At 67.1% G+C, this 21,378-nt stretch carries 21 protein-coding genes; 11 read left to right on the forward strand and 10 right to left on the reverse strand.

The annotated features are described in order from the left end of the window. The first annotated feature begins 92 nt into the window (after nt 1–92). The 4 genes from KXD98_RS01385 to KXD98_RS01400 all read left to right on the forward strand — a co-directional run bounded on the left by KXD98_RS01385 (nt 93) and on the right by KXD98_RS01400 (nt 4,809). Nucleotides 93–1,055 (forward strand): helix-turn-helix transcriptional regulator, encoded by a 963-nt coding sequence (locus KXD98_RS01385; RefSeq protein WP_260761525.1) that lies wholly within the window; start codon nt 93–95, stop codon nt 1,053–1,055. 29 nt (nt 1,056–1,084) lie between these two features. Beyond that, nucleotides 1,085–1,918, forward strand: a complete 834-nt coding sequence (locus KXD98_RS01390) for a DUF5718 family protein (RefSeq protein WP_260761526.1) — start codon at nt 1,085–1,087, stop codon at nt 1,916–1,918. A gap of 24 nt (nt 1,919–1,942) precedes the next feature. Continuing rightward, a complete protein-coding gene (locus KXD98_RS01395) occupies nt 1,943–2,965 on the forward strand; it encodes an NAD-dependent epimerase/dehydratase family protein (RefSeq protein ID WP_260761527.1) in 1,023 nt (340 codons plus the stop codon). 101 nt (nt 2,966–3,066) lie between these two features. Continuing rightward, nucleotides 3,067–4,809 (forward strand): alpha/beta hydrolase, encoded by a 1,743-nt coding sequence (locus tag KXD98_RS01400; RefSeq protein ID WP_260761528.1) that lies wholly within the window; start codon nt 3,067–3,069, stop codon nt 4,807–4,809. Here the strand turns inward: KXD98_RS01400 and KXD98_RS01405 are convergent. After that, complete coding sequence (locus tag KXD98_RS01405) at nt 4,764–5,387, reverse strand: TetR/AcrR family transcriptional regulator (protein WP_260761529.1); 624 nt, start codon at nt 5,385–5,387, stop codon at nt 4,764–4,766. The two genes, KXD98_RS01400 and KXD98_RS01405, sit on opposite strands and share 46 nt — an antisense overlap. Beyond that, complete coding sequence (locus KXD98_RS01410) at nt 5,380–6,621, reverse strand: cytochrome P450 (RefSeq protein ID WP_260761530.1); 1,242 nt, start codon at nt 6,619–6,621, stop codon at nt 5,380–5,382. Before KXD98_RS01410 ends, KXD98_RS01405 begins: the two co-directional genes overlap by 8 nt. Before the next feature lie 189 nt (nt 6,622–6,810). On the opposite strand from KXD98_RS01410, the gene KXD98_RS01415 reads away from it, so the two are divergent. Genes KXD98_RS01415 through KXD98_RS01435 form a run of 5 tightly spaced genes read left to right on the forward strand, consistent with a single transcriptional unit; the run spans nt 6,811 to nt 11,198 of the window. Next, the gene (locus tag KXD98_RS01415) at nt 6,811–7,680 is read left to right on the forward strand and encodes a LysR family transcriptional regulator ArgP (protein ID WP_260761531.1); all 870 of its coding nucleotides are present in this window, start codon (nt 6,811–6,813) and stop codon (nt 7,678–7,680) included. Between the two features lie 23 nt (nt 7,681–7,703). Then, nucleotides 7,704–8,468 carry a precorrin-6A synthase (deacetylating) gene (gene cobF / locus KXD98_RS01420; RefSeq protein WP_260761532.1) on the forward strand — a complete coding sequence of 255 codons (765 nt, stop codon included), beginning with the start codon at nt 7,704–7,706 and terminating at the stop codon, nt 8,466–8,468. Next, nucleotides 8,468–9,940 (forward strand): cobyric acid synthase, encoded by a 1,473-nt coding sequence (locus KXD98_RS01425; RefSeq protein WP_260761533.1) that lies wholly within the window; start codon nt 8,468–8,470, stop codon nt 9,938–9,940. The genes cobF and KXD98_RS01425 overlap by 1 nt, the downstream gene beginning before the upstream one ends. Next, complete coding sequence (locus KXD98_RS01430; protein WP_260761534.1) at nt 9,940–10,677, forward strand: cobalt-precorrin-6A reductase; 738 nt, start codon at nt 9,940–9,942, stop codon at nt 10,675–10,677. The genes KXD98_RS01425 and KXD98_RS01430 overlap by 1 nt, the downstream gene beginning before the upstream one ends. Beyond that, nucleotides 10,674–11,198, forward strand: coding sequence for a bifunctional adenosylcobinamide kinase/adenosylcobinamide-phosphate guanylyltransferase (locus KXD98_RS01435; RefSeq protein ID WP_260761535.1), 525 nt, complete (start codon nt 10,674–10,676; stop codon nt 11,196–11,198). The genes KXD98_RS01430 and KXD98_RS01435 overlap by 4 nt, the downstream gene beginning before the upstream one ends. 97 nt (nt 11,199–11,295) lie before the next feature. Here the strand turns inward: KXD98_RS01435 and bluB are convergent, their stop codons facing one another. Together bluB and cobM are read right to left on the reverse strand one after the other, a co-directional pair. Next, a complete protein-coding gene (gene bluB, locus KXD98_RS01440; RefSeq protein WP_260761536.1) occupies nt 11,296–11,922 on the reverse strand; it encodes a 5,6-dimethylbenzimidazole synthase in 627 nt (208 codons plus the stop codon). Next, the gene (gene cobM / locus KXD98_RS01445) at nt 11,919–12,686 is read right to left on the reverse strand and encodes a precorrin-4 C(11)-methyltransferase (RefSeq protein ID WP_260761537.1); all 768 of its coding nucleotides are present in this window, start codon (nt 12,684–12,686) and stop codon (nt 11,919–11,921) included. The genes bluB and cobM overlap by 4 nt, the downstream gene beginning before the upstream one ends. A gap of 165 nt (nt 12,687–12,851) precedes the next feature. Here cobM and KXD98_RS01450 point away from each other — a divergent pair, with 165 nt between their 5' ends. Then, nucleotides 12,852–14,369, forward strand: coding sequence for an HNH endonuclease signature motif containing protein (locus KXD98_RS01450; RefSeq protein WP_260765481.1), 1,518 nt, complete (start codon nt 12,852–12,854; stop codon nt 14,367–14,369). 215 nt (nt 14,370–14,584) lie between these two features. On the opposite strand, the gene KXD98_RS01455 is transcribed toward KXD98_RS01450, so the two are convergent. The 5 genes from KXD98_RS01455 to KXD98_RS01475 form a co-directional block, all read right to left on the reverse strand. After that, nucleotides 14,585–14,824 carry a hypothetical protein gene (locus KXD98_RS01455; protein WP_260761538.1) on the reverse strand — a complete coding sequence of 80 codons (240 nt, stop codon included), beginning with the start codon at nt 14,822–14,824 and terminating at the stop codon, nt 14,585–14,587. 10 nt (nt 14,825–14,834) lie between these two features. Next, a complete protein-coding gene (locus KXD98_RS01460) occupies nt 14,835–16,043 on the reverse strand; it encodes an acyl-CoA dehydrogenase family protein (RefSeq protein WP_260765482.1) in 1,209 nt (402 codons plus the stop codon). A 91-nt stretch (nt 16,044–16,134) separates the two neighbouring features. Next, nucleotides 16,135–17,319, reverse strand: coding sequence for an acyl-CoA dehydrogenase family protein (locus KXD98_RS01465; protein WP_260761539.1), 1,185 nt, complete (start codon nt 17,317–17,319; stop codon nt 16,135–16,137). Between the two features lie 158 nt (nt 17,320–17,477). Next, nucleotides 17,478–17,885 (reverse strand): STAS domain-containing protein, encoded by a 408-nt coding sequence (locus KXD98_RS01470; RefSeq protein WP_260765483.1) that lies wholly within the window; start codon nt 17,883–17,885, stop codon nt 17,478–17,480. A gap of 149 nt (nt 17,886–18,034) precedes the next feature. Further along, nucleotides 18,035–19,273, reverse strand: coding sequence for a DNA polymerase domain-containing protein (locus tag KXD98_RS01475; RefSeq protein ID WP_260761540.1), 1,239 nt, complete (start codon nt 19,271–19,273; stop codon nt 18,035–18,037). 72 nt (nt 19,274–19,345) lie between these two features. Here KXD98_RS01475 and fadD2 point away from each other — a divergent pair, with 72 nt between their 5' ends. Then, nucleotides 19,346–21,037, forward strand: a complete 1,692-nt coding sequence (gene fadD2 / locus KXD98_RS01480; RefSeq protein ID WP_260761541.1) for a long-chain-fatty-acid--CoA ligase FadD2 — start codon at nt 19,346–19,348, stop codon at nt 21,035–21,037. Between the two features lie 4 nt (nt 21,038–21,041). Here the strand turns inward: fadD2 and KXD98_RS01485 are convergent, their stop codons facing one another. Beyond that, nucleotides 21,042–21,371: a hypothetical protein gene (locus tag KXD98_RS01485; RefSeq protein ID WP_260761542.1), complete on the reverse strand. Its 330-nt coding sequence runs from the start codon at nt 21,369–21,371 to the stop codon at nt 21,042–21,044. Nucleotides 21,372–21,378: the final 7 nt, after the last annotated feature.

Here is a 21,378-nt window from a genome sequence, read left to right on the forward strand (position 1 = left end):
GAAGTCGACGATGTTTCGCCACCCGCCGAGCGGTTCATAATTGACACTGGAGAGTGGTTGATGTCGCGTGCCGCGGCAACACGGGAGGAATCGTGCCCGAGACGGTGCTCGTCGACGCCGACGATGTCGGGGAAGCCGTGCACGCCTTGAGTGCGGTCTACAGTGCGATGCGGGTGGTCGAGGTGCCCGGGAGCACGGCGTCGCGCACCCGGGTGTTCCGCAGCCGCATCGGAGAGTTGACCATCGACGATGCCGAATTCACGTACCGGCTGGTCACCGACATGGATCCGACCGACAGCGTGCTGGTGTGCCGGGTGCGGTCCGGGCTGCTCGGCGGCAGCGGGCCGGGCCATGACCTCCAACTGCACGGTGCCGGCTCGGTGCTGGCCTTCGGGGGAGCGGCGGGGCAGCCGATCGTCGGACACATCGACCGGGCCCGCTACGACGTGGTGGTCATCGCGCGGTCGCTGCTCGCCGAGGTAGCACCGCAGGGGTGGGGTGCTGATCCCGACGCGTTCTCGCTGCTGGCGATGTCGCCGGTTTCGCCGGAGGCCAACCGGCATCTGGCCGACACCCTGTCCCACCTGCGTATGAATGTGGGGTCCAGCGCCTACGCCCGGGGAGAACCGCTGGTCACCGGCCCGCTGACGCGCTACGTCGCCAGTTCTGTCCTGGCGGCCTTCCCCAACTCCGCGAGCAGAGCTGCGACGGCCCACAGCAGCGCCGACACCAGCCGCAGACTGCTGGAGCGGGCGCTGGCCTTCGTCGACGATCGCGCCGACACCGACGTGTCTGTTGCCGACATCGCCACTGCCGTGCGGGTGGCGCCATCGGCGGTGGTTGCCATGTTTGCCGCTCATCTGAGCTGCACTCCGATGGCTTACCTGCGCCGAGTCCGGCTTCACCACGCGCACCGGGAGCTGATGGGCGCCGACCCGGCGAAGACCTCGGTGGCCGAGGTGGCGGCGCGCTGGGGCTTCGGGGTCGTCGAGTCTTTCGGCGTGCACTACCGCAGTCAGTACGGCGTCGATCCGCTGCACACCCTGGCGAGCTGACCACATCCCGGCCGCTAGGCTGACCCACCGTGATCGAGATCGCGCTGAGCGAGATGACCGGCTGGTTCGGATTCGGGGTCGCCGGCAATTTCGCCGGGCACCTCGAGCAGGCAGGAGAGGCCGCGGACTTCGTCAACGTGACCAGTCACGCTGAGGCGCCCAAGGGGATTTTCCCGTGGTATGCGCCCGGCTCGGACACCTTCCTCGGCGAGTTCCCGCTGTCCAACGATGCGATCGTGCTGCCAGCGGTCAATGCGGATTCCGGGCCGTTGAACCTGCAGATCGAGCCCGAGGTCGGCCTGGCCTGTGAGGTGGTGTGGGACGGCGACACGGTCGTCACCCTGAAGCCGTTCGCGCTGGGTGCCTTCAACGACTGTTCGATCCGGCGCCCCGGTGCGCCCAAGATCAGCTACAAGAAGAACTGGGGTCCCTCGTCGAAGGGGGTCTCGGCGAACTTCTTCGACATCTCCGACCTGACCCCTGACGGGCCGACCGCGACGATGCGGTTGGTATGTCACCTGCGTAGCAACGGGGAAGAGCACGCTTACGGTGTGGACAGCCCGCTGATCGGCTACTCGTACTACGGCGAGGTGCTCCTGGACTGGATCGTCGAGCGATTGGCCAACCAGAAGGGCTCGCCGGACACGCCGTTGGAGGATGTCGGCGCGCTGATGGTGGCCAGCGGCCATCCCAGGACCGTGCTCATCGGTATCGGCGCCACCCGCTACACCGACATCGGCGCGTCGACCTTCCTCAAACCGGGCGACCGGGCGATCGTGCGGGTGTACGACACCGCATCGGATTCGGTGGCCGAACTCGACCAGCTGGTCGGTGAGAACCAGGGACCGTCGACGTTACGGTAGTGGCCTCCGTTACGATGCGTCGTCATGGCGCAAGGTGACGGGGTGTCGGTCTCAGGGCAACGCGCACTGGTGCTGGGCGCCAGCGGCAACGTGGGTGCGTGCGTCACTCGCCAGCTCGTCGCCGGTGGGGCCGACGTCCGAGTGTTGTTGCGAAAGACGAGCTCCACCAAAGGTATCGAGGGCCTCGACGTCGAACGCCGCTACGGCAACCCGTTGGACACCGAGACGGCGGCGGCGGCGATGTCCGACCGCGACGTCGTCTACTACTGCATCGTCGACACCCGCGCCGAATTGCACGATCCGGCACCGCTTTTCGCCACCAATGTGGAGGGCCTTGGCAGGGTTCTCGACGCCGCAGCCGAAGCGAACCTGCGCCGCTTCGTCTTTCTGAGCACCATCGGCACCATCGCAGTGGGTGAGCACGGCGAGACGGTCGATGAGGACACCCCATTCAACTGGGCTGACCGTGCCGGCGGTTACATCGCATCCCGTCGCGCCGCCGAGGCGTTGGCGCTGTCCTATGCCGCCGACCACCGCGTCCCCGTCGTGGTGTGCAATGTGTCCAACCCGTATGGGCCGCCGGATTGGCAACCGCGCCAGGGCATGTTGGTGCAGATGGCAGCGTTGGGCAAGCTCCCGTTCTACGTCCGCGGGGTGGGATCGGAGGTCGTCGGCATCGAGGATGCCGCGGACGGGTTGCTGCGCGCCGCCGAGCGTGGCCGGGTCGGACAGCGCTACATCATCTCCGAGCGGTTCATGCTCCTGCAGGAACTGCTCACCACGGCCGCCGACGCGGTCGGCGCCCGTCGGCCCCGTATCGGCATCCCGATGGCTGCGGTGCGTGCACTGGCAGCCCTCTGCGATATCGCGAGACCGATTCTGCGCAGAGATATTCCGATGAGTCGGCAGAGCGCGTTTCTGTTGGAGTTCACCTCGCCGGCCAGTCATGCCAAAGCGACCCACGAGCTGGGTTGGCGACCCGCGCCCACCGAACACTCCATCGCACGTGCCGCCGAGGCCTACGTGCAGCGCGCCACGTCGGCTTAACCCTCTTTCGCGAGTGCCTCTTGTGCCGAGTCGACACCGGCCACTATAAATAAACAAATAGGTCAAAACGTATATTTTGGTCCTGATGCGGGGAGACGGGCATGGCGCGTGGGGTGGCGGTATTCATCGGGGCGGGCGTACTCGCCGCATCGTTGTCGGGTTTGGTGCTCGGGTCGGCGCCGGTCGCCGCCGCGGACGCCGGCGGCAGTTCGAGTGCGTCGGCGGATCGTAGTGGCCCCTCAGCCAGGGGCGACGCTCGTGCCTCGCAGCGCGAGCAACGCCGCAATGCGGTGGCCGAGCGTGCTACCGGCGTATCCCGTGCCGCGCAGAGGCATGAAGAGTCGACAGACGAGGCTAAACCACAGGACGACAGCGGTTCCGCGGTAACGGAACGACTGGAGACGCGTGCCGAGTGGGCCAGCACCGTCGCCGATGAACGGGCCGCCCGGGACCGGCCGGTGACCTCGGAGTCACTCGAGGTGAACGTCGACACCCAGCGGCCCAACCCACAGCGCGAGGTGGAACCCGCCGCGCCCGCCGACGCCGCGCCCGCCGACGCGGCGGTCGTCACCACGGTCGCGCCGGTCGCGGATCGGCAGGCGCCCACACCGCGCCGGGAACGACAACTCGCCTCAGCGAGATCTGCGCTGACCGCGCCGGCGGCGGTTGATTTCATCGCGCCGGCCGTCGCGCACCGGGAGGTCGATGCCGACCCACCACGATCAGCGACGCTGCTCAATGTCGTGGGTTCGATGGTGATCAACGCCCTCATGGGGTTGATCCATCTCGTCGACGGCCCGCCCGTGCTGCCACCGGGCAGCACGGTCACAGTGCGCACCTCGTCGCTGACTCTGCCGATCGGCAAGGGCCGCACGGTTCAAGCGGACTGGTACTTCCCCGAAACCGTCAATGACACCACCCGACTGGTCTACCTGCAGCACGGGTTCCTGGCCAGCGGCCCGATGTACAGCTACACCGCTGCCAAGCTCGCGGAGCGGACCAACAGCATCGTGGTGGCGCCGTCGTTGTCGTCGAACTTCTTTGCGCCCGAAGCCGTCTGGGTGGGCGGCTCGACCATGCACCGCGCGATCGCCGAGCTGTTCGTCGGCGACCGTCACGCACTGACCGTCAGCGCCCGTGCTGCAGCGGGTGATGACGTGGTGCTGCCGACCGCGTTCGCGCTGGTCGGTCACTCCGCCGGCGGCACCCTGGTCACCAGTACCGCAGGCTTCCTGGTCGACAACGGTGCCGTCGCCGATCTGGTCGGAATTGTGATGCTCGACGGGGTGGAGCCCGCGGACTCTCCGCTGTTGTCCAGGGCCCTGGACAAGCTGACCGGCGATGCACACCGGCCGATCTATCTGATCTCCTCGCAGCGCTACTTCTGGAGTCGTGGTGGGGACATGGCCGACAAGCTGTCGCAGGCCCGGCCGGATGAGTTCAACGGCGTCGGCCTCATCGACGGTATGCACATCGACTACATGACCGGCGGTAACCCGGTACTTCAGCTCTTGCAGTACGTGTTCGGCGGGTTCAGTCAGCCGCGAAACGTCTACGCCGCGGCAATGATCAGCGCAGGATGGATCAACGACCTGTTTGCCGGGACAGTGGTGAACGGAACTTACGGCGATCCGCACGAGGAGATCACGATCGAGACTCCGGCCGGCAACGCCACCGCGGTGGTGCTGCCGCTGGGTTATCCGGCACGCCCGGTCTGGCCCCTGTGGTTCGAAGCCTTGCTGACCAGCATCTTCGATTTCGGAGGTCGACACATCTTCGTGTATGAACCGCTGCCGGGCTACGAAGTACCGATCGCCGAAACGACCTCAGCCCAGCGTGGATAGCACACCGCTGGTCCGAGCCAGCGTGCAACGAATCGGCGTAGCTCCGGACCTGAGCGGGCCGGCGCGCCGGGGTCGACCAGCAGCGAGTGCATCGTGCGCAGGCACAGTTCGGCGAGCTCGTCGAGGGCCCCGTCGTCGAATCCGTGGCTGTGCCAGTCGACGTCGAATCGATGCAGTATCGAGTGGGCGAACGTCAGCGCGGTGTCCGACGTCAGCGACGTGACCTCCGTACCGTCGTCACCTCTGCTGGTGAGCAGTCGCCCAAAGGCGGTGTCGCCGCCAAGTTGCTCGACCGCATAGGAGACACTTTCGACCAGAGCCGCGACCGGGTCGGTCAGCCCGCCGACGTGACCGGCGAGCCGGTCGATGAAGCCGTCGGCCGCGCGCATCGCGCCGGCGACCACAACCGCCTCGGCATTGGGAAAATGCCGGTAAACAGTCTGGCGGGTGACGCCCAGCATGCGTGCAAGGTCGGCGATGCGCACCGGCTCCCCGATCTGCTCGGCGGCGTCGAGGATCCGGTCGATGGCCTCCTGATCGGAGGTGGGGCCGCGGCCCGCCCATCCGCGGTTACGCACGGTCAGAACAACCGAACTCCAGGTCCAGCCGGGTCGGCCCGGTCATACCCAGCATCGGATCCCACGGCGCCTCTGCCACCCGGCGTGGCTGTGGTAGCCGCCGGGCGATGATCTGGAGAGCCTCCGCCAATTCCAGACGAGCCAGGTTCGCGCCCAGGCAGTAATGGGCGCCACCGCCGAACGTCAGGATCGCCGGCGCGCCCTCACGGCGCAGGTCCAATTGCTCGGCGTCGGAGTAGACCGCAGGGTCGCGGTTGGCGGCGAAGGTGTTGACGAACATGAATGTCCCTGCAGGGAAGATGAATCCGTCGATCTCCGCGTCCTCGATTGCGACGCGCGGGGTGCCGCATACCGCCGGAGAGTGCCGCATCGTTTCTTCGACGGCGCGCATCGCCAAGTCCGGGTGGTCGCGTAGCATCGCCCACTGTTCTGGCCGATCGCACAGTGCCTGCACCGAGGCGGCAAGCTGATGGCGGGTGGTGTCGGTGCCGGCCATCAGCAGGCTGCTAGCCAGCATCTGGAGTTCGGAGGTACTCAGTCGGTCGCCGTCGTCCTCGGCGCGGATCAGATCGGAGAGCAGGTCATCGGTCAGGGTGTGGCGGCGACGCGCGACCATGTCGTCGATGTAGTCGTCCAGCGCGGTCCACGCGGCCATGATGGTGTGCTCGTTGTCGAGGATGTCGGTGCTGAAACTGAATGCCTGGAAGACCTCGTGGGTCCAATCGGAGAACAGGCGCCAGTCCTCACGCGGTGCGCCGAGCAACGCGCAGATGATCGGCACCGGATACGGCCGGGCAATGTCGGCCACCACGTCGCAACGGCCTGCGTCGAGGACCCCGTCGATGAGTTCGTTGACCACGACGCCGATGGTGTCGTGCAGACGCGCGGTCGCCCGCGGGGTGAATGCGCGGCTGACCAGCTTGCGTAACCGCTGATGCTCGGCGCCGTGCAGGCACAGCAGCGAGGCCATCACCTTGTCGAACAGCGGCCCGGAGGAGATGCCGACCATGCTCAGGTTGATGCCGGGTGGAGGAGCGAAGCGAGTGTCGCGCAGCACGAGGCGGGCCATCTCGTAGGACAGCACCTCCGGTCCGGCCGGGCCGATCGCGACGGGCGCCTGCTGCTGTGCGGTGTGCAGGTCGGACCATACCTCGGCCGGCGTCGCGGTCAGCGCGTAATCAAGAGTGGGAAGACCGGCGTCGAAGACGCTGCATGAAGTAGATCGGACACTCATTCCGAAAATGTATGACGATCCAGCGTAAAATGGCGGCGAATTGTCGTTTTATCATACGAGCCCGGTGACAAAGTATGGCTGATTGCAGCGGTGCAGATCTGCCGGGCGTCGTAACACGATGGCTGATGCGCTGTTCGACGTCCGCATCGGTCGCACTTATGATTTCGCTTCTACCTTAGAATCGCTGATGTGCTCGACCACCTCGACGCCGGCCAGCTGGCTGCCCTGGCTGCGGTGGTCCAGTTCGGCAGCTTCGATGCGGCCGCCGAACACCTGCATGTCACCCCGTCAGCTGTCAGCCAGCGGATCAAGGCACTCGAACATCGCGTCGGTCAGGTTCTCGTTCTTCGTGAAAAGCCCTGTGTTGCAACAGCTGCAGGTATTCCACTGCTGAGGCTGGCCGCGCAGACCGCATTGCTGCAGAGCGAGGTGCTGGCCGAGTTGCACGGGGGGTCGGCCCAGCGGCCACGAATCGCCCTGGCCGTCAACGCTGATTCGATGTCCACCTGGTTCACCGGTGTTTTCGACAAGCTCCCCGACGTGCTCTTCGACGTGCGTATCGAGGACCAGGACCACTCGGCGCGCCTGCTACGCGAGGGTGTGGTGATGGGCGCGGTCACCACCGAACAGACCGCGGTCGCCGGCTGCCGGGCTCGCCGACTGGGGGTGATGCGTTACCGTCCGGTGGCCAGCGCCGCTTTCGCCGGTCGCTGGCTGGGGCACGGATTCACCGCCGAGACCGCGTCTACGGCGCCGTCCCTGGCCTGGAATCGCGACGATGCGCTACAGGATCAATTGTTGCGCAAGGTGTTCCGCCGTGCGATCCGCCGGCCGGTGCACTACATCCCCACCGCAGCCGGATTCGGCGCCGCGGTCCATGCCGGGCTGGGCTGGGGGATGTACCCCGAACAACTGATCGACGAGACCTTCGTCGCGGTCACCGATGCGTTTCTCGACGTGCCGTTGTACTGGCAGAGCTGGAAGCTCGACAGCGCCACGGTTGCCCGGGTCACCGACGCCGTCACCGCAGCGGCGACAGGGCTGCGGCGCGGTCGTTGACTGCGGCGGGGAAGAATCGCGGTATGAGTGCGTCGGTCAGGGTGCGAATCCTCGGTGTCGGTATGGGGCCGCAGCACGTCACCGCCGAAGTGGCCCAAGCGCTGCACTCGGTCGACTACGTGCTGGCTGCGCAGAAATCCGACGACGACCGTCTGCTCGAGTTGCGTCGCGAGATCCTGCAGCGACACGCCGGTCCGAACGGGCCCGCCGAGCTCGTCACCGTCGCCGACCCGCCGCGCGATCGGTCCGAAGGGCTGACCACCGATGGTTACCACGGGGCCGTGTCGGACTGGCACGACGCGCGCGCCGCCCGGTACGCCGAGGTGCTTCGGCAGCGGGGCGGCACCGCAGCATTCCTGGTGTGGGGTGATTCTTCGCTGTACGACTCGACGATCCGCGTCGTCGAAAAGGCCCGTGACCTCGGCATCGAGGTGGACTTCGACGTATTGCCCGGGATCAGCGCACCCCAGCTGCTGGCCGCCCGCCACCGCATGGTGTTACACGAGGTCGGCCGGCCGGTGCACGTCACCACCGGCCGACGGCTGCAGGAGGCGGTCGCGGCCGGGCTCGACAACATCATCGTGATGCTCAACCCGCCGCCGCACCGGCTGGACTTCACCGGCCTGCAGGACTGGACGATCTGGTGGGGCGCCAACCTCGGCACCCCGGGTGAACAGCTGCTGACCGGACGGCTGGCGTCGGTACTGCCGCAGATCGCGCAAGCCCGCGCCGCGGCCGAAGCCCGAGACGGCTGGGTGATGGACCTGTTCCTGATCAGGCGGCCCTGATGGCGGGTCTGCTCATCGCCGGAACCACCAGCGACGCCGGGAAAAGCGTCGTCACCACCGGCTTGTGCCGGGCCCTGGCGCGGCGCGGCATCAAGGTCGCGCCGTACAAAGCGCAGAACATGTCCAACAACTCGATGGTGTGCGCCGGGCCCTCCGGGCAGGGGGTCGAGATCGGACGGGCGCAATGGGTGCAGGCGTTGGCCGCGCGCGCGACACCGGAGCCCGCGATGAATCCGGTGCTGCTCAAACCGGGCAGCGACCACCGCAGCCACGTGGTGCTGATGGGACAGCCGTGGGGTCATGTGGCGTCTGCGGACTGGCTGGAGGGCCGGCGTGCGCTGGCCGCCGCAGCACATGGCGCCTACGACGACCTCGCCGGCCGATACGATCTGATCGTCGCCGAGGGTGCCGGCAGCCCCACCGAGATCAATTTGCGGGCAGGTGATTACGTCAATCTCGGACTGGCTCGGCACGCCGGGTTGCCGACCGTCGTGGTCGGCGACATCGACCGCGGCGGTGTTTTCGCAGCCTTCTTCGGGACCGTCGCGCTGCTCTGCCCCGAGGACCAGGCGCTGATCGCGGGCTTCGTGGTGAACAAGTTCCGCGGCGACCAGGGCTTGCTCGAGCCGGGGCTGCGGGATCTGGAACGACTGACCGGCCGAACGGTGTACGGAACTCTGCCGTGGCGACCCGACATCTGGCTGGACTCCGAGGATGCCCTGGAATTGGCGGGCCGCCGATCCACCGGGCCGGGAGCGCGACGGGTCGCGGTGGTTCGGCTGCCGCGGATCAGCAACTTCACCGACGTCGATGCGCTCGGCCTGGAGCCCGGGCTCGATGTGGTCTTCGCTTCACACCCGAGCGCGCTGGCCGACGCCGATCTCGTGGTGCTGCCAGGCACCCGGTCGACCATCGCCGACCTCGGCTGGCTTCGCTCTCGCGGTGTGGACCGGGCACTGCAGGCCCATGCGGCAGCGGGCAAACCGGTGCTGGGCATCTGCGGTGGCTTTCAGATGCTGGGCCGGGTGATCCGCGACCCGCACGGCATCGAGGGCCAGGCGGCCGAGGTCGAGGGACTCGGGCTGCTGGACATCGAGACGAATTTCGTTGCGGAGAAGGCTCTTCGACTGCCGCGTGGGGCCTGGGAGGGGATCACTGCGACGGGTTACGAGATCCACCACGGCCGTATCGCCGGCGGAGACGGGCAGGACTTCCTCGGCGGTGTCCGGTCGGGGTCGGTGTTCGGAACGATGTGGCACGGCGCTTTCGAGGGTGACGACCTGCGTGCCCGGTTCCTGGCCGAGACCCTCGGCATGGCCCGGTCGGGTGTGTCGTTTTCGGCGGCCCGCGAAGCCCGGCTGGATGTACTCGGCGACCTTGTCGAAGCCCACCTCGACGTCGATGCCCTTCTGGATCTGGCGAACTCGGTTGGGCCGCAGAGTTTCACGTTCCTCCCCCCGGGGGCGCCGTGATGCGGATCCTGCTACTGGGCGGCACTGCGGAGGCGCGCGCACTGGCCGAGTTGCTGATCGCCGACGGCATCGATGTCACCAGTTCGCTGGCCGGCCGGGTCGCCGAACCGCGGTTGCCGGTCGGGGCGGTGCGGGTCGGCGGGTTCGGCGGGATCGAAGGTCTGCGGGCGGTGCTGGGCGACTACGATGCCGTCGTCGACGCCACCCACCCCTTCGCCCGCAACATCTCGGCGCACGCCGCTGCGGCGGCGGGAACGACGCCGCTGCTGCGACTGGAGCGGCCGGGCTGGTCCGAGCGCAGCCGGGATGGCTGGCATTGGGTGGACTCCCACGAGCAGGCCGCGGCCTCTGCGGCACGGTTGGGACGTCGACCGTTGCTGACGGTCGGGCGTCAGGAGATCGCCCGCTTCGTAGCCGATCTGGGCGAGCATGCGGTGCTGGCGCGCGTGGTGCAGGCCCCCGAGGTCGAGTTGCCCGCCGGGTGGCGGTTGATCCTCAGTCGCGGTCCTTACCAGCTGGCCGGTGAGCTGGACCTGATGGCCGAGCATCGCACCGATGTGCTCGTCACCAAAGATTCCGGCGGCGACCACACCTGGCCGAAGATGGAAGCGTCTGAGCGACTGGGCATTCCCGTGGTCGTCGTGCGCCGCCCACACCGCGACCCGGCGGTGCCCACCGTGCGCACCGTCGGCGAGGTGATCGCCTGGGTGCGGGCTCTCTCTACGATGACACCGTGAGAATCCTGGTCACCGGCGGCGTGCGCTCCGGTAAGTCCCGCCACGCCGAGACGCTGGTCGGCGGGGACGATCAGGTGACCTACCTGGCTCCCGGCCGTCCGGCCGACGGTCGTGATCCCGACTGGGATGCCCGCGTCGCCCGTCATCGGGCCCGCCGTCCCGCGCATTGGCAGACCGTCGAGGTATCCGATGTCGCCGTGGCGCTGCGCGGCGCGCAGGGCACCGTGTTGATCGACTGCCTGGGCAGCTGGCTGACCGCGGTGCTCGACGACAACTCGCTGTGGGAGGTGAGTTCGAGCGACGCCCAGCACGCCGTCGACGCCCAGGTGTCGGCGCTGTGTGACGCGCTGGCCTCGCTCGACGACGTCGTCGTCGTCACCAACGAGGTGGGCCTCGGGGTGGTGCCGTCACACCGCTCGGGGGTGCTGTTCCGCGATCTGCTGGGCACGGTCAATCAGCGGGTCGCCGACGTCTGCGACGAGGTGCATCTGGTGATCGCGGGTCGGGTACTTCGGATCTGACGGAAGCGGTCGCGCGTCTGCGGTCCGTCGCTCGCCGATAGTGCGGTCAGGGCGGGATTCCTCGAGACTTTGCGCCCCCAGCGCACGCTCGACGAACCTAGGACCGGTAGCGCTCCGAATGCAGCACCGATTCCAGCGACGAGCGGGCGCGCCAACCGAACCGTTCCAGGTCCGGTACGTCGGGTAGCTCGGCGACCTCTCCGACGCACAGCCACGCGACCGGCCGAACCTGCGACGGCATGCCGACCAGCGCGCTGAGGAAATCCTCGCGGTAGAACGACACCCAGCCGACTCCGAGCCCTTCGGCTGTCGCCGCCAGCCACAGGTTCTGGATCGCGCACACCACCGAGTACAGACCCGCGTCCGGGATGGCGTGCCGGCCCAGGACCTGCGGACCGCCACGGGTCGGGTCGTAACCGACCACGATGCCCAGCCCGGATTCGCAGATGCCCTCGATCTTGATGCGGCCGAACGTCTCCGCGCGCTCGCCGGACAGCTCGGCGGCGAACGATTCCCGCTCGGCGGCCACGTGATCGCGGAACGCGCGCAAAGTCTCCGGTGAGCGCACCAGCACGAAATCCCACGGCTGCGACATGCCCACCGACGGCGCCGCGTGCGCGGCCAGCAGCACCCGCCCGAGCACCTCGTCGGACACCGGGCCGCCGGTGAACTCCCGTCGGGTGTCCCGGCGTCGGTTGATGACGTCGTAAAGCCGGTCGGTCATCGGTTCGGGCGCTCCCGCCCCGGGTCGTACAGGTGACTCTCGCCGGACTGCGGGTCGGGCTGCTCCGCCAGCGCCCGTCCGACCAGGATCACCGCCGCCTGCCGAAACCCCGCGGATTCGACCGCGTCGGCGATGTCGGCGATCGTGCCACGCAGGATCTGCTCATTCGGCTGAGATACCCGGTAGACCACGACCACCGGACAGCCCGGCCCGTACTCGGGTTCGAGTTCGACCATCAACTCGCGGATTCGCGTCACGGCCAGGTGCAGCACCAGAGACGCGCGGGTGGCCGCAAATGCGCGCAGCGACTCCGTGTCCGGCATCGCGGTGGAGCGTTGCCGGGTGCGGGTCAGCACCACCGACTGGGTCACCAGCGGCACCGTCAGCTCCCGGCCCACTGCAGCTGCGGCCGCGGCGTAGGCCGGCACGCCCGGTGTCACCGCCCAGGGCACCCCGGCCCGGTCGAGCCGGCGGGTCTGCTCGGACACGGCCGAATACAGCGACGGATCACCGGAGACCAGCCGCACCACCCGCCGCCCGGCGCCGTGGGCGTCGACGATCCGAGAGACGATCTGATCCAGGTCCAGAGGCGCGGTGTCGACGAGTTCGGCGGCCGGTGAGCAGTGCGCCAGCACGTCGGGGTCGAGGTACGTGCCGGGGTAGAGCACCACTTCGGCGTGGCCGAGCAGCTGCGTGGCACGCACGGTCAGCAGGTCCGCGGCACCGGGACCGGCGCCGACGAAGTGCACCGCGCGCTCAGTCATCGAACCGCAGTCTAAGGGGCTGCCCAATCGTCGTGAGCGTGGGCGTTGTGCACGCACTATCGGAATTCGGCGTCCCCGCGCTCGCCCCTCAGAGGGTGGACAGTGCGGGCTACCGGGTGGCGGGGTGCTCGTCGGTGGCCGGGCAGCAGATTTGTCAGAGGTCGAATGTATGTTCTAAGAATGGTGAAAGACGCTGTGGCGGATGCGGTTTCCGCGCTGCGCGCCGCCTTCGAATCGGTCGCCGCGTGCGATATCAATCTCCTCGACCGAGCTGAGTTGGTGAACGCGCTTGATGAATTGGAAACCCTCACGTGTCAGCTGCCCTCGGTATCGCACCGTCTGCTGGCTCAATTGCAGACCGAGACGACCCCGCAAGCGATGGGTGCCAAGAACTGGAAAGAATTCCTGGCGGTGCGCTGGCGGATTTCCGTCTCAGAGGCGAACCGTCGCCTGACGGAAGCCGACTTGTTGGCGCCGCGGCACTCGCTGACGGGGCCACAACTACCTCCGGCGCTGCATGCCACCGCCGTCGCTCAACGCCAAGGTCTTATCAACGCTGAGCATGTCGAGGTGATCCGCAAAGCACTCAACAGACTGCCTGGTTTCGTCGATGCCACCACCCGCGACCAATTCGAGGTCGACCTCGTGCGCACCGCGGTCGGCAACGGCCCCAAGGAACTCAAAGACGCTGCCGATCTGACGTTGTTCCTGCTGGATCAGGACGGCCCTGAACCCGATGACGCCGAGCGAGACCGCAAACGCGGGTTGACGATGGGAAAACAGGGCGCAGACGGCATGACGCGTCTTGTTGCCGACATGACGCCTGAGGCGCGGGCGGTGTGGGAACCGCTGTTGGCCCGCTTTGCCGCCCCGGGAATGTGTAACCCGGCTGATCCGCAGCCGTGCACCGCGGGCACCCCCACACAAGCGCAGATCGACAACGATCACCGCAGCCTTGCCCAGCGCCAACATGATGCGATCGTCGCGGTCGGGCGGATCGCCCTGATGACTAAGGAACCCGGTCAACTCAACGGCCTGCCGGTGATGGTGATCATCCGCACCACCCTGCAAGATCTGGAGTCCCGCGCCGGTGTTGGTGTCAGCGGCGGGGGCACCGTCATCCCGATCGCTGATGTGGTGCGCAGGGGCGCCCATGCCCACCACGCGCTGGCGGTGTTCGACAAGGCCACCGGGTCAGCGCTGGAGCTGTTCCGCACCAAACGTATTGCCTCGCCCGCGCAGCGGATCATGCTGATATCCCGCGATGGCGGTTGCACCAAACCCGGCTGCACCGTCGGGGCCTACGGCTCTCAAGTCCACCACGCCGTCAACGATTGGATGGATGGCGGCAACACCAATGTCGACGAGATGTGCCTAGCGTGTGGGCCCGATAACCGCAGCGTCGACCGTGCCGGGGGCTGGGTCACCCGGATGAACGAGCGTCACGAGGTCGAATGGATCCCGCCACCAGGGCTCGACACCGGCCAGGCCCGGATCAACAATTACCATCACCCCGAACGTCTACTGCGCCCACCCGATGAACCAGAAGTTCACGGCGGCAACGACACCGGTCAACCGACGAAAGCCGGTGACGGTGATCTGATTGACGATGCCCCGACCGGTGCCGCACGTCGGGTCGATGAGCCCGGCGGGCCCGCGCCCCCCGACGATCACGCGGCCTGATCGCCGTGGATCTACACCGCCCCACCAAGGGTTCACCGTTCACCATCGTGAGAACTCGTGTGCCGACGACTATGCCGACTGACTTGGTGCGATTCACACCCTTCCGCACCGAGGGGGGACCAGTCGCTGGCTACTTAACCACAGGTCAAAACGCCCAGTGCCGAAAGCGGCACCGTCTCGGTAAGAGTCCTGCTGGGGTCATGAGCGCTTCATGCTTACTGGTACCGCGGCGGTGGGGGCGGCAGCGGCATACACAGGCCGGTCTGGGTGTCGAGCGCCTTGCCCTCCACACAGAACGGTGCGCAACCGTAGATCACGCCGGTCTGCCCTGGCGGGCACTGCGCGACTGTCGTCGTCGCAGCGGTTGCGGACAACACCGTCAGCGGCGCGCCGACCAGTGCGGCCAGCGCGGCCAGGACCAGGTAGCGCACAGTGCGCAGTCGTGAGCGGGCCACAATCTTCCCCTTATCTCGGCATTCCGGTGGCGACGCGCGGTGCGTCCTTGCTCGGCGCGGCGTCGAGGACGAACTCGGCGATTCGCGCGCGGTGCTCTTCGGCGCTGCCCAGCAGTGCGGCGTCGGTGTAGGCGCGCTTGTAATACAGGTGGGCTTGGTGTTCCCAGGTGAACCCGATGCCACCGTGGATCTGGATGGTGTCGCCGGCAACCTGGACGAAGGCCGAAGAGCAGATCGCCTGCGCGATGCTGACCGTCAGCGCTGGGTCGTCGGACGCGTCGGCGAGCGCCCATACGGCGTGGTAAGCCGTCGATCGCGCGTGCTCGACGGCGACCAGATCGTTGGCAAGTCGATGCTTGATCGCCTGAAAGGAGCCGATCGGCCGGCCGAACTGCAGCCGGGTCTTCGCGTAATCCACACTCAAATCGAGCAGGCGCTGTGCCGCACCGACCTGTTCGACGGCCAGAAGTGCCGCGCCGATCTGCAGGGCGTGCGTGATCACCCGCTCGGCTTCCTCGGCGCCGGCAACGAGTTCGGCCGGGGCCGCCGTGAGTGTGACGGTGGCCTGGGGCCGGGTCAGATCCAGTGTTCCCAGCGGAATGCGTTGCACATCAGCGTGATCGGTATCCACGGCGAACAGTGCGATGCCGTCGGCGGTGTTGGCCGCTACCAGGAGCAGGTCGGCTGCCCCCGCATCCACGACGCGCTCGACGGTGCCCGTGACGGCCCAGGACGAGCCATCCGGACTCGCGTCGACGCTTACCGCGGCGGAATCGAACGTGGCGCCGCGCTCGCTGACCGCGAACGCGGCGGTGCGACTGCCGTCGACCAGACTGTCGAGTAGCCCGCCGGACGCAGACGCAGCGACCAGGGCCGGAATCGCAAGATAAACCGTGCCGAACAGTGGTCCGAACGCCAGTGCGGCGCCCAACTCCTCCACCGCGACGGCCTGGTCGACCAGCGTCCCGCCCACGCCACCGGCTGACTCGGGCACCGACAACCCCAACACGCCGAGCTCGGAGCCCAACCGCTGCCACACCGCGCGGTCGAATGCCGTGTCGGACTCCATCGCGGCTCGCACCGCGCTCTCACCGATGTGCTCGGCGCAGAACGCGCGCACGGCGGCGCGTAGCGCGCGCTGCTCTTCGGTGAATACGAACTCCCGATCCGCAAGCTCCTCAGCTGGCCTTTCGGGCTGATCCGCAAGCTCCTCAGCCACCTTGTCGGGCTGATCCGCAAGCTCCTCAGCCACCTTGTCGGGCTGATCCGCAAGCTCCTCAGCTGGCCTTTCGGGCTGATCCGCAAGCTCCTCAGCCACGCGGGATCTCCTTCCACGCCATGCCCGCATCCGCGCGCAGGTCGCCGGGCAACCCCAGCACCCGCTCGGCGAGGATGTTGCGCATCACCTCCGACGTTCCACCTTCGATGGTGTTGGCGCGGCTGCGCAGGAATCGCTGCTGAACGGGCCCGCGGTAGTCCTCGGGATCTCCGTCCTGCATGGCGTAGCCGTCGTAGAGGATGCCTTCGGGACCCAGCAGGTCCATGCAGAACTCGTAAATGTGCTGGTTGAGCTCGGCGCCGACGAGCTTGCCGATCGACGCCTCCGGGCCCGGTCCGCCGACCGTCGCAGCTGCCCGGGACCGCTCTGCGGTCAACCGCTGCGCCTCGGAGCGCAGCCACAGCGAGGTCAGCCGGTCCCGCAATACCGGGGTGTGGAGGTCCGGGCGCGACGTCCACAGCGCCACCGCGTCGGAGATGGTGCCCGCGCCTCGCCGGCTGCCGCTGCCGCCCAGTGCGCTGCGTTCGTTCATCAGCGTGGTCATGGCCACCCGCCAGCCGTCACCGACCGCACCCAGGCGGAACACGTCGGGAATCCGGGCATCGGTCATGTAGACCTCGTTGAACTCTGCATGCCCGGTCAACTGTCGCAGCGGCCGGGTCTGGACACCCTGACCGTGCATGTCGATGACGAAGTAGGTCAGACCCTTGTGCTTGGGAACGTCGGGGTCGGTGCGCGCCAGCAGCAATCCCCATCGCGCCCGGTGCGCCAGGCTGGTCCACACCTTCTGCCCGTTGACGATCCACTCGTCACCGTCGAGAACCGCCGAGGTGGCCAGTCCGGCAAGGTCGGAGCCGGCGCCGGGCTCGGAGAACAATTGGCACCAGATGTCCTCGGTGGTGGCCAGCGGCCGCAGCAACTGCCGACGCACCTCGTCTGTCTGGGCATGCTCACGCACCGTCGGGGCAGCCATGCCGTAGCCCATCGGGTTCAGTCCGAGCGGCACCGGCCCGCCGGCTCCCTGCAGAATCCGGTCGGCGACGGCCTGCAAGCCACGGGACACTCCCATACCGCCGAATCCTTCGGGGAAATGCACCCAGGACAGGCCCGCATCGAAGCACGCACCGAGGAATTGCTGAACGGGAACAGTCTTCGGATCGTGCTGTGCGACTACCCGCCGCGCAGCCTCGACAACCCGATCGGCATCAGTGCCCATAACTGCACACTAAATGAGGGTGTGCATCGACCGTCGGCCAACTCGTCGGTCGGGGCCGACCGTTCAGCCGGCGGTGAGTGCGAGCCGGCCGGCGTGCGACCGCTGGCGACGCTGGAGCAGGTACCGGAGCCAACGAACATCAAGTAACACGGTGATCCTTACGCAGTCTTGGTGAGCAGGGGGAGCAGCTGGCGGCGGGCGACCATCGCGTCGGCGAAGTCGTTGAGTGCCTCGGGAACCGAACCGGCCGAGTCGAACTCGATGCCTTCGTCGCGCAAAGTCTGCTCGACGGAGCGGCTCGCGACCAGTGACCACTGGACCCCGGCAGCAGCACACACGTCGTCAACGGTGATCAGCAGCGAAACCGCATCGTGGGCAAACGAATTGACATCGCCCAGATCGAGCACGAAAGGCTTCTCGGCGATGATGAAGCGCTGGGTGTAGGCGGTGGCTCGTTCGACATTGAACGCGTCGAGCTCACCGCTGATCCTCACCACGGTGGCCAGTTGTCGGCAATGCGCGCGGATAGCGGCACCACCACAGTCGAACGTCGGATTGCCGTACATTGCGACCTCCTCGATCCAGTCCTGACGTGGCCCACCTTCGGGCGGTACAAGACTCAAAGTAGTGAGGCAATTTAAGGTTGCAGGGAGTAAGGACTAATACTTCGGTAAGAACTGGGATTAGGTCCTCACTAGCAAACTCGCCGGTAACCTCAGTCGCGAGACGGCTGCTGGGCGCCGCGGTAATTCGCCCACGGACTGTAGTCGGCCAGCAGCTCTTCCTGCGGGGGCCGGATGTCCTCGGGGACGTGCTGCAGATTGATCCGGATTCGATACCAGATCGAACTGGGACCCCGCATCCCGTCAACCAGAATGTCTGACGGCGCGAGCTTTTCGGACGCCACCGGGTATTTGTCCCGCCACCGCTGCAGCGCAGACACCGCCTCGTCCTTGGTCTTGGTGCGGGCGATCTCGATCAGCGGCATGGTCGATTGCCGGCGTCCGTCGGTCGAGCGGCGGACACCCTTGGGCGCTTTCTCCGCCGGTCCCAGCCGCTCGGCGAGATCGAGCAACGAGTCCAACGATCCCGGATGGTCGTCCATGCTCTCCCACGGGTCGCCGAGCCGTGCCAGCCGCTGCGGCACGGTGGTGATGGTGAATTCCTCAGGCCGGCAGTCGGCGACCTCCGACCATCTCAGCGGCGTCGAGACCCGGGCATCGGCGGTGGCGCGCACCGAGTAGGCCGACGCCACCGTGCGGTCCTTGGCGTTCTGGTTGAAGTCGACGAACACGCCGTGGCGCTCCTCCTTCCACCAGCGGGCCGTCGCCGATTCCGGGGCGCGCCGTTCGACCTCCCTGGCGATGGCTTCGGCGGCGAGCCGGACAGCCTTGAACGGCCAGCGGCGATGAATCCGCGCATAGATGTGGAATCCGCGGGACCCCGAGGTCTTGGGCCACGCGACCAGGCCGTGGTCTTCCAGCACCTCGCGGGCCACGAACGCGACATCGAGAATCTGTCGCCACCCGACCCCCGGCATCGGGTCCAGGTCGACACGCAGTTCGTCGGGGTGATCGAGGTCGTCGGCGCGCACCGGGTGCGGGTTGAGGTCCACGCACCCCAGGTTGACCGCCCATATCAGGCCTGCCGCGTCGTGCAACACGGCTTCTTTGGCCGACGTGCCGGAGGCGTACTTCAGTTCGGCGACGTCGACGAAGTCCGGTCGCTTCTCCGGGGCGCGCTTCTGGAACACCGCCTCGACCTCGATGCCCTTGACGAAGCGTTTGAGGATCATCGGGCGGTTCCGCACGCCGGCCAGCGCACCGTCTGCCACCGCGGCGTAGTAGCCCATCAGGTCCCGCTTGGTGATGCCCAACTCGCCGAACACCATCTTGTCCGGGTTGGTGATCGGCACGGCATTGCCGTCGACGTTGAAATGCTGCGCCGTGCCCATGACGTCGATGGTAGGTCTCGTCAGTCGCCGGTTCCGGGAATGGCGGCCGGCGCCGTCACCTAGAGTTGTCCCATGTCAAAGCTCGCTGATCTCTCGTTGCAGACTGCGGACAAGCTTGCGCAGTCGGTGAGTAAATACGTCGAACGCGGTTCCGCCGAGCTGCACTACGCGCGCAAGATGTTCGAGGCGGGTGCGCTGAAGCTGGAAGCGCCGCAGGATATGGCGGCGCTGCTGGCCGACATCCGGCGCTGGGGTGAGATCGGGATGATCCCGGCGCTCAACGACCGTCGTCACCCGCACCGCACCGCCGTCATCGACGAGGAGGGCGAGATGACCTTCCGGGAACTCAACGAGGCGGCCAACGCGGTGGCCAACGGATTGCTGGCCAAGGGTGTCAAGGGCGGCGACGGCGTGGCGATATTGGCGCGCAACCACCGGTGGTTCCTGGTCGCGCTGTATGCCGCCGCGCGGGTCGGCGCCCGAATCATCATGCTCAACAGCGAGTTCTCCGGCCCGCAGATCAAAGAGGTCAACGAGCGCGAAGGCGGCAAGCTGATCATCTACGACGACGAGTACACCGCCGCGGTCTCGCAGGCCGAGCCCGAACTGGGCAGGCTGCGCGCCCTGGGGGTCAACCCGGACAAGCCAGAGCCGTCGGGCAGCACCGACGAGACGCTGGCCGAACTGATCGCCCGCACCAATTCGGCGCCACCACCCAAGGCCACCAAACACGCGTCGATCATCATCCTGACCAGCGGCACCACTGGCACCCCCAAGGGCGCCAACCGCAGTGCGCCGCCGTCGCTGGCGCCGATCGGCGGCATCCTGTCCTCGGTGCCGTTCAAGGCCAAGGAGATCACGTCGCTGCCGGCGCCGATGTTCCACGCGCTGGGTTTCCTGCACGCGACCATCGCGATGATGCTGGGCAGCACGCTGGTGCTGCGCCGCAGGTTCAAGCCCGCCAACGTGCTCGCCGACATCGAAAAGCACAAGGTGACCGCGATCGTGGTGGTGCCGGTGATGCTGTCGCGCATGCTCGACGAACTGGACAAGGCCAGCCCGAAGCCGGACCTGTCGTCGCTGCGCATCGTGTTCGTGTCGGGCTCGCAGTTGGGTGCCGAGCTGGCCACCCGGGCATTGAAGGACCTGGGTCCGGTGATCTACAACCTGTACGGTTCTACCGAGGTCGCCTACGCGACAATAGCTGGCCCGCAACATCTTTCGATCAACCCGGCGACTGTCGGCCCGGTGGTCAAAGGCATGAAGGTCAAGATTCTGGACGACAACGGCAACGAGGTGCCGCGCGGTGAGGTCGGGCGCATCTTCGTCGGCAACTTCTTCCCGTTCGAGGGTTACACCGGTGGCGGACACAAGCAGATCATCGACGGGCTGATGTCCTCGGGTGATGTCGGCTATTTCGACGACAACGATCTGCTCTATGTCAGCGGCCGAGACGACGAGATGATCGTCTCCGGAGGGGAGAACGTGTTCCCGGCCGAGATCGAGGACCTGGTCAGCGGGCATCCCGAGGTGGTGGAGGCCACCGCACTCGGTGTCGAGGACAAGGACTGGGGTGCCCGGTTGCGGTGTTTCGTGGTCAAGGTCGACGGCGCGACGATCACCGAGGAAGACATCAAGATCTATGTCCGGGACAACCTCGCCCGCTACAAGGTGCCCCGGGAGGTCGTCTTCATCGACGAGTTGCCGCGCAACCCGACCGGCAAGATCCTCAAGCGTGAACTACGCGAGATGGATCTCGACTGACGGGTCACTCCACGGCACCGACCGTCATGGCCATGCCGGGTACGGCCAGCGTGACCAGCACCAGCAACATCAGGAACCATCCGGCACCCTGCCAGGCCGCCCAGCCACGGTCGGCCTTCCATTCCAAATAGGTCTTCACGAAGGCGCCGACACCGCCGAGGAACACCACACTCGGTACCAGCGCTGCGGCGAATACCGAGCCGCGCGCGGCGAACACGAAGATCGCGAAAACCACCGCGGCCACCGCCACCACAGCACCGGTGTAGATCACCGCTGAGCGGTAGACGCCGGCCTTGTCGAGCCGCTTCTCGGCGAAGTCACGGTCGTTGGTCATGGGTGAG

This window comes from Mycobacterium sp. SMC-4, assembly GCF_025263265.1.
Lineage (GTDB): Bacteria > Actinomycetota > Actinomycetes > Mycobacteriales > Mycobacteriaceae > Mycobacterium.

Excerpts from the sequence above, each read along its gene's own strand:
- KXD98_RS01395 (WP_260761527.1), top strand. The coding sequence starts at position 1,943 with ATGGCGCAAGGTGACGGGGTGTCGGTCTCAGGGCAACGCGCACTGGTG.
- KXD98_RS01400 (WP_260761528.1), top strand. The coding sequence starts at position 3,067 with ATGGCGCGTGGGGTGGCGGTATTCATCGGGGCGGGCGTACTCGCCGCA.
- KXD98_RS01410 (WP_260761530.1), bottom strand. The coding sequence starts at position 6,621 with ATGAGTGTCCGATCTACTTCATGCAGCGTCTTCGACGCCGGTCTTCCC.
- cobF (WP_260761532.1), top strand. The coding sequence starts at position 7,704 with ATGAGTGCGTCGGTCAGGGTGCGAATCCTCGGTGTCGGTATGGGGCCG.
- KXD98_RS01425 (WP_260761533.1), top strand. The coding sequence starts at position 8,468 with ATGGCGGGTCTGCTCATCGCCGGAACCACCAGCGACGCCGGGAAAAGC.
- KXD98_RS01430 (WP_260761534.1), top strand. The coding sequence starts at position 9,940 with ATGCGGATCCTGCTACTGGGCGGCACTGCGGAGGCGCGCGCACTGGCC.
- bluB (WP_260761536.1), bottom strand. The coding sequence starts at position 11,922 with ATGACCGACCGGCTTTACGACGTCATCAACCGACGCCGGGACACCCGA.
- cobM (WP_260761537.1), bottom strand. The coding sequence starts at position 12,686 with ATGACTGAGCGCGCGGTGCACTTCGTCGGCGCCGGTCCCGGTGCCGCG.
- KXD98_RS01450 (WP_260765481.1), top strand. The coding sequence starts at position 12,852 with ATGTATGTTCTAAGAATGGTGAAAGACGCTGTGGCGGATGCGGTTTCC.
- KXD98_RS01465 (WP_260761539.1), bottom strand. The coding sequence starts at position 17,319 with ATGGGCACTGATGCCGATCGGGTTGTCGAGGCTGCGCGGCGGGTAGTC.
- KXD98_RS01470 (WP_260765483.1), bottom strand. The coding sequence starts at position 17,885 with ATGTACGGCAATCCGACGTTCGACTGTGGTGGTGCCGCTATCCGCGCG.
- KXD98_RS01475 (WP_260761540.1), bottom strand. The coding sequence starts at position 19,273 with ATGGGCACGGCGCAGCATTTCAACGTCGACGGCAATGCCGTGCCGATC.
- fadD2 (WP_260761541.1), top strand. The coding sequence starts at position 19,346 with ATGTCAAAGCTCGCTGATCTCTCGTTGCAGACTGCGGACAAGCTTGCG.
- KXD98_RS01485 (WP_260761542.1), bottom strand. The coding sequence starts at position 21,371 with ATGACCAACGACCGTGACTTCGCCGAGAAGCGGCTCGACAAGGCCGGC.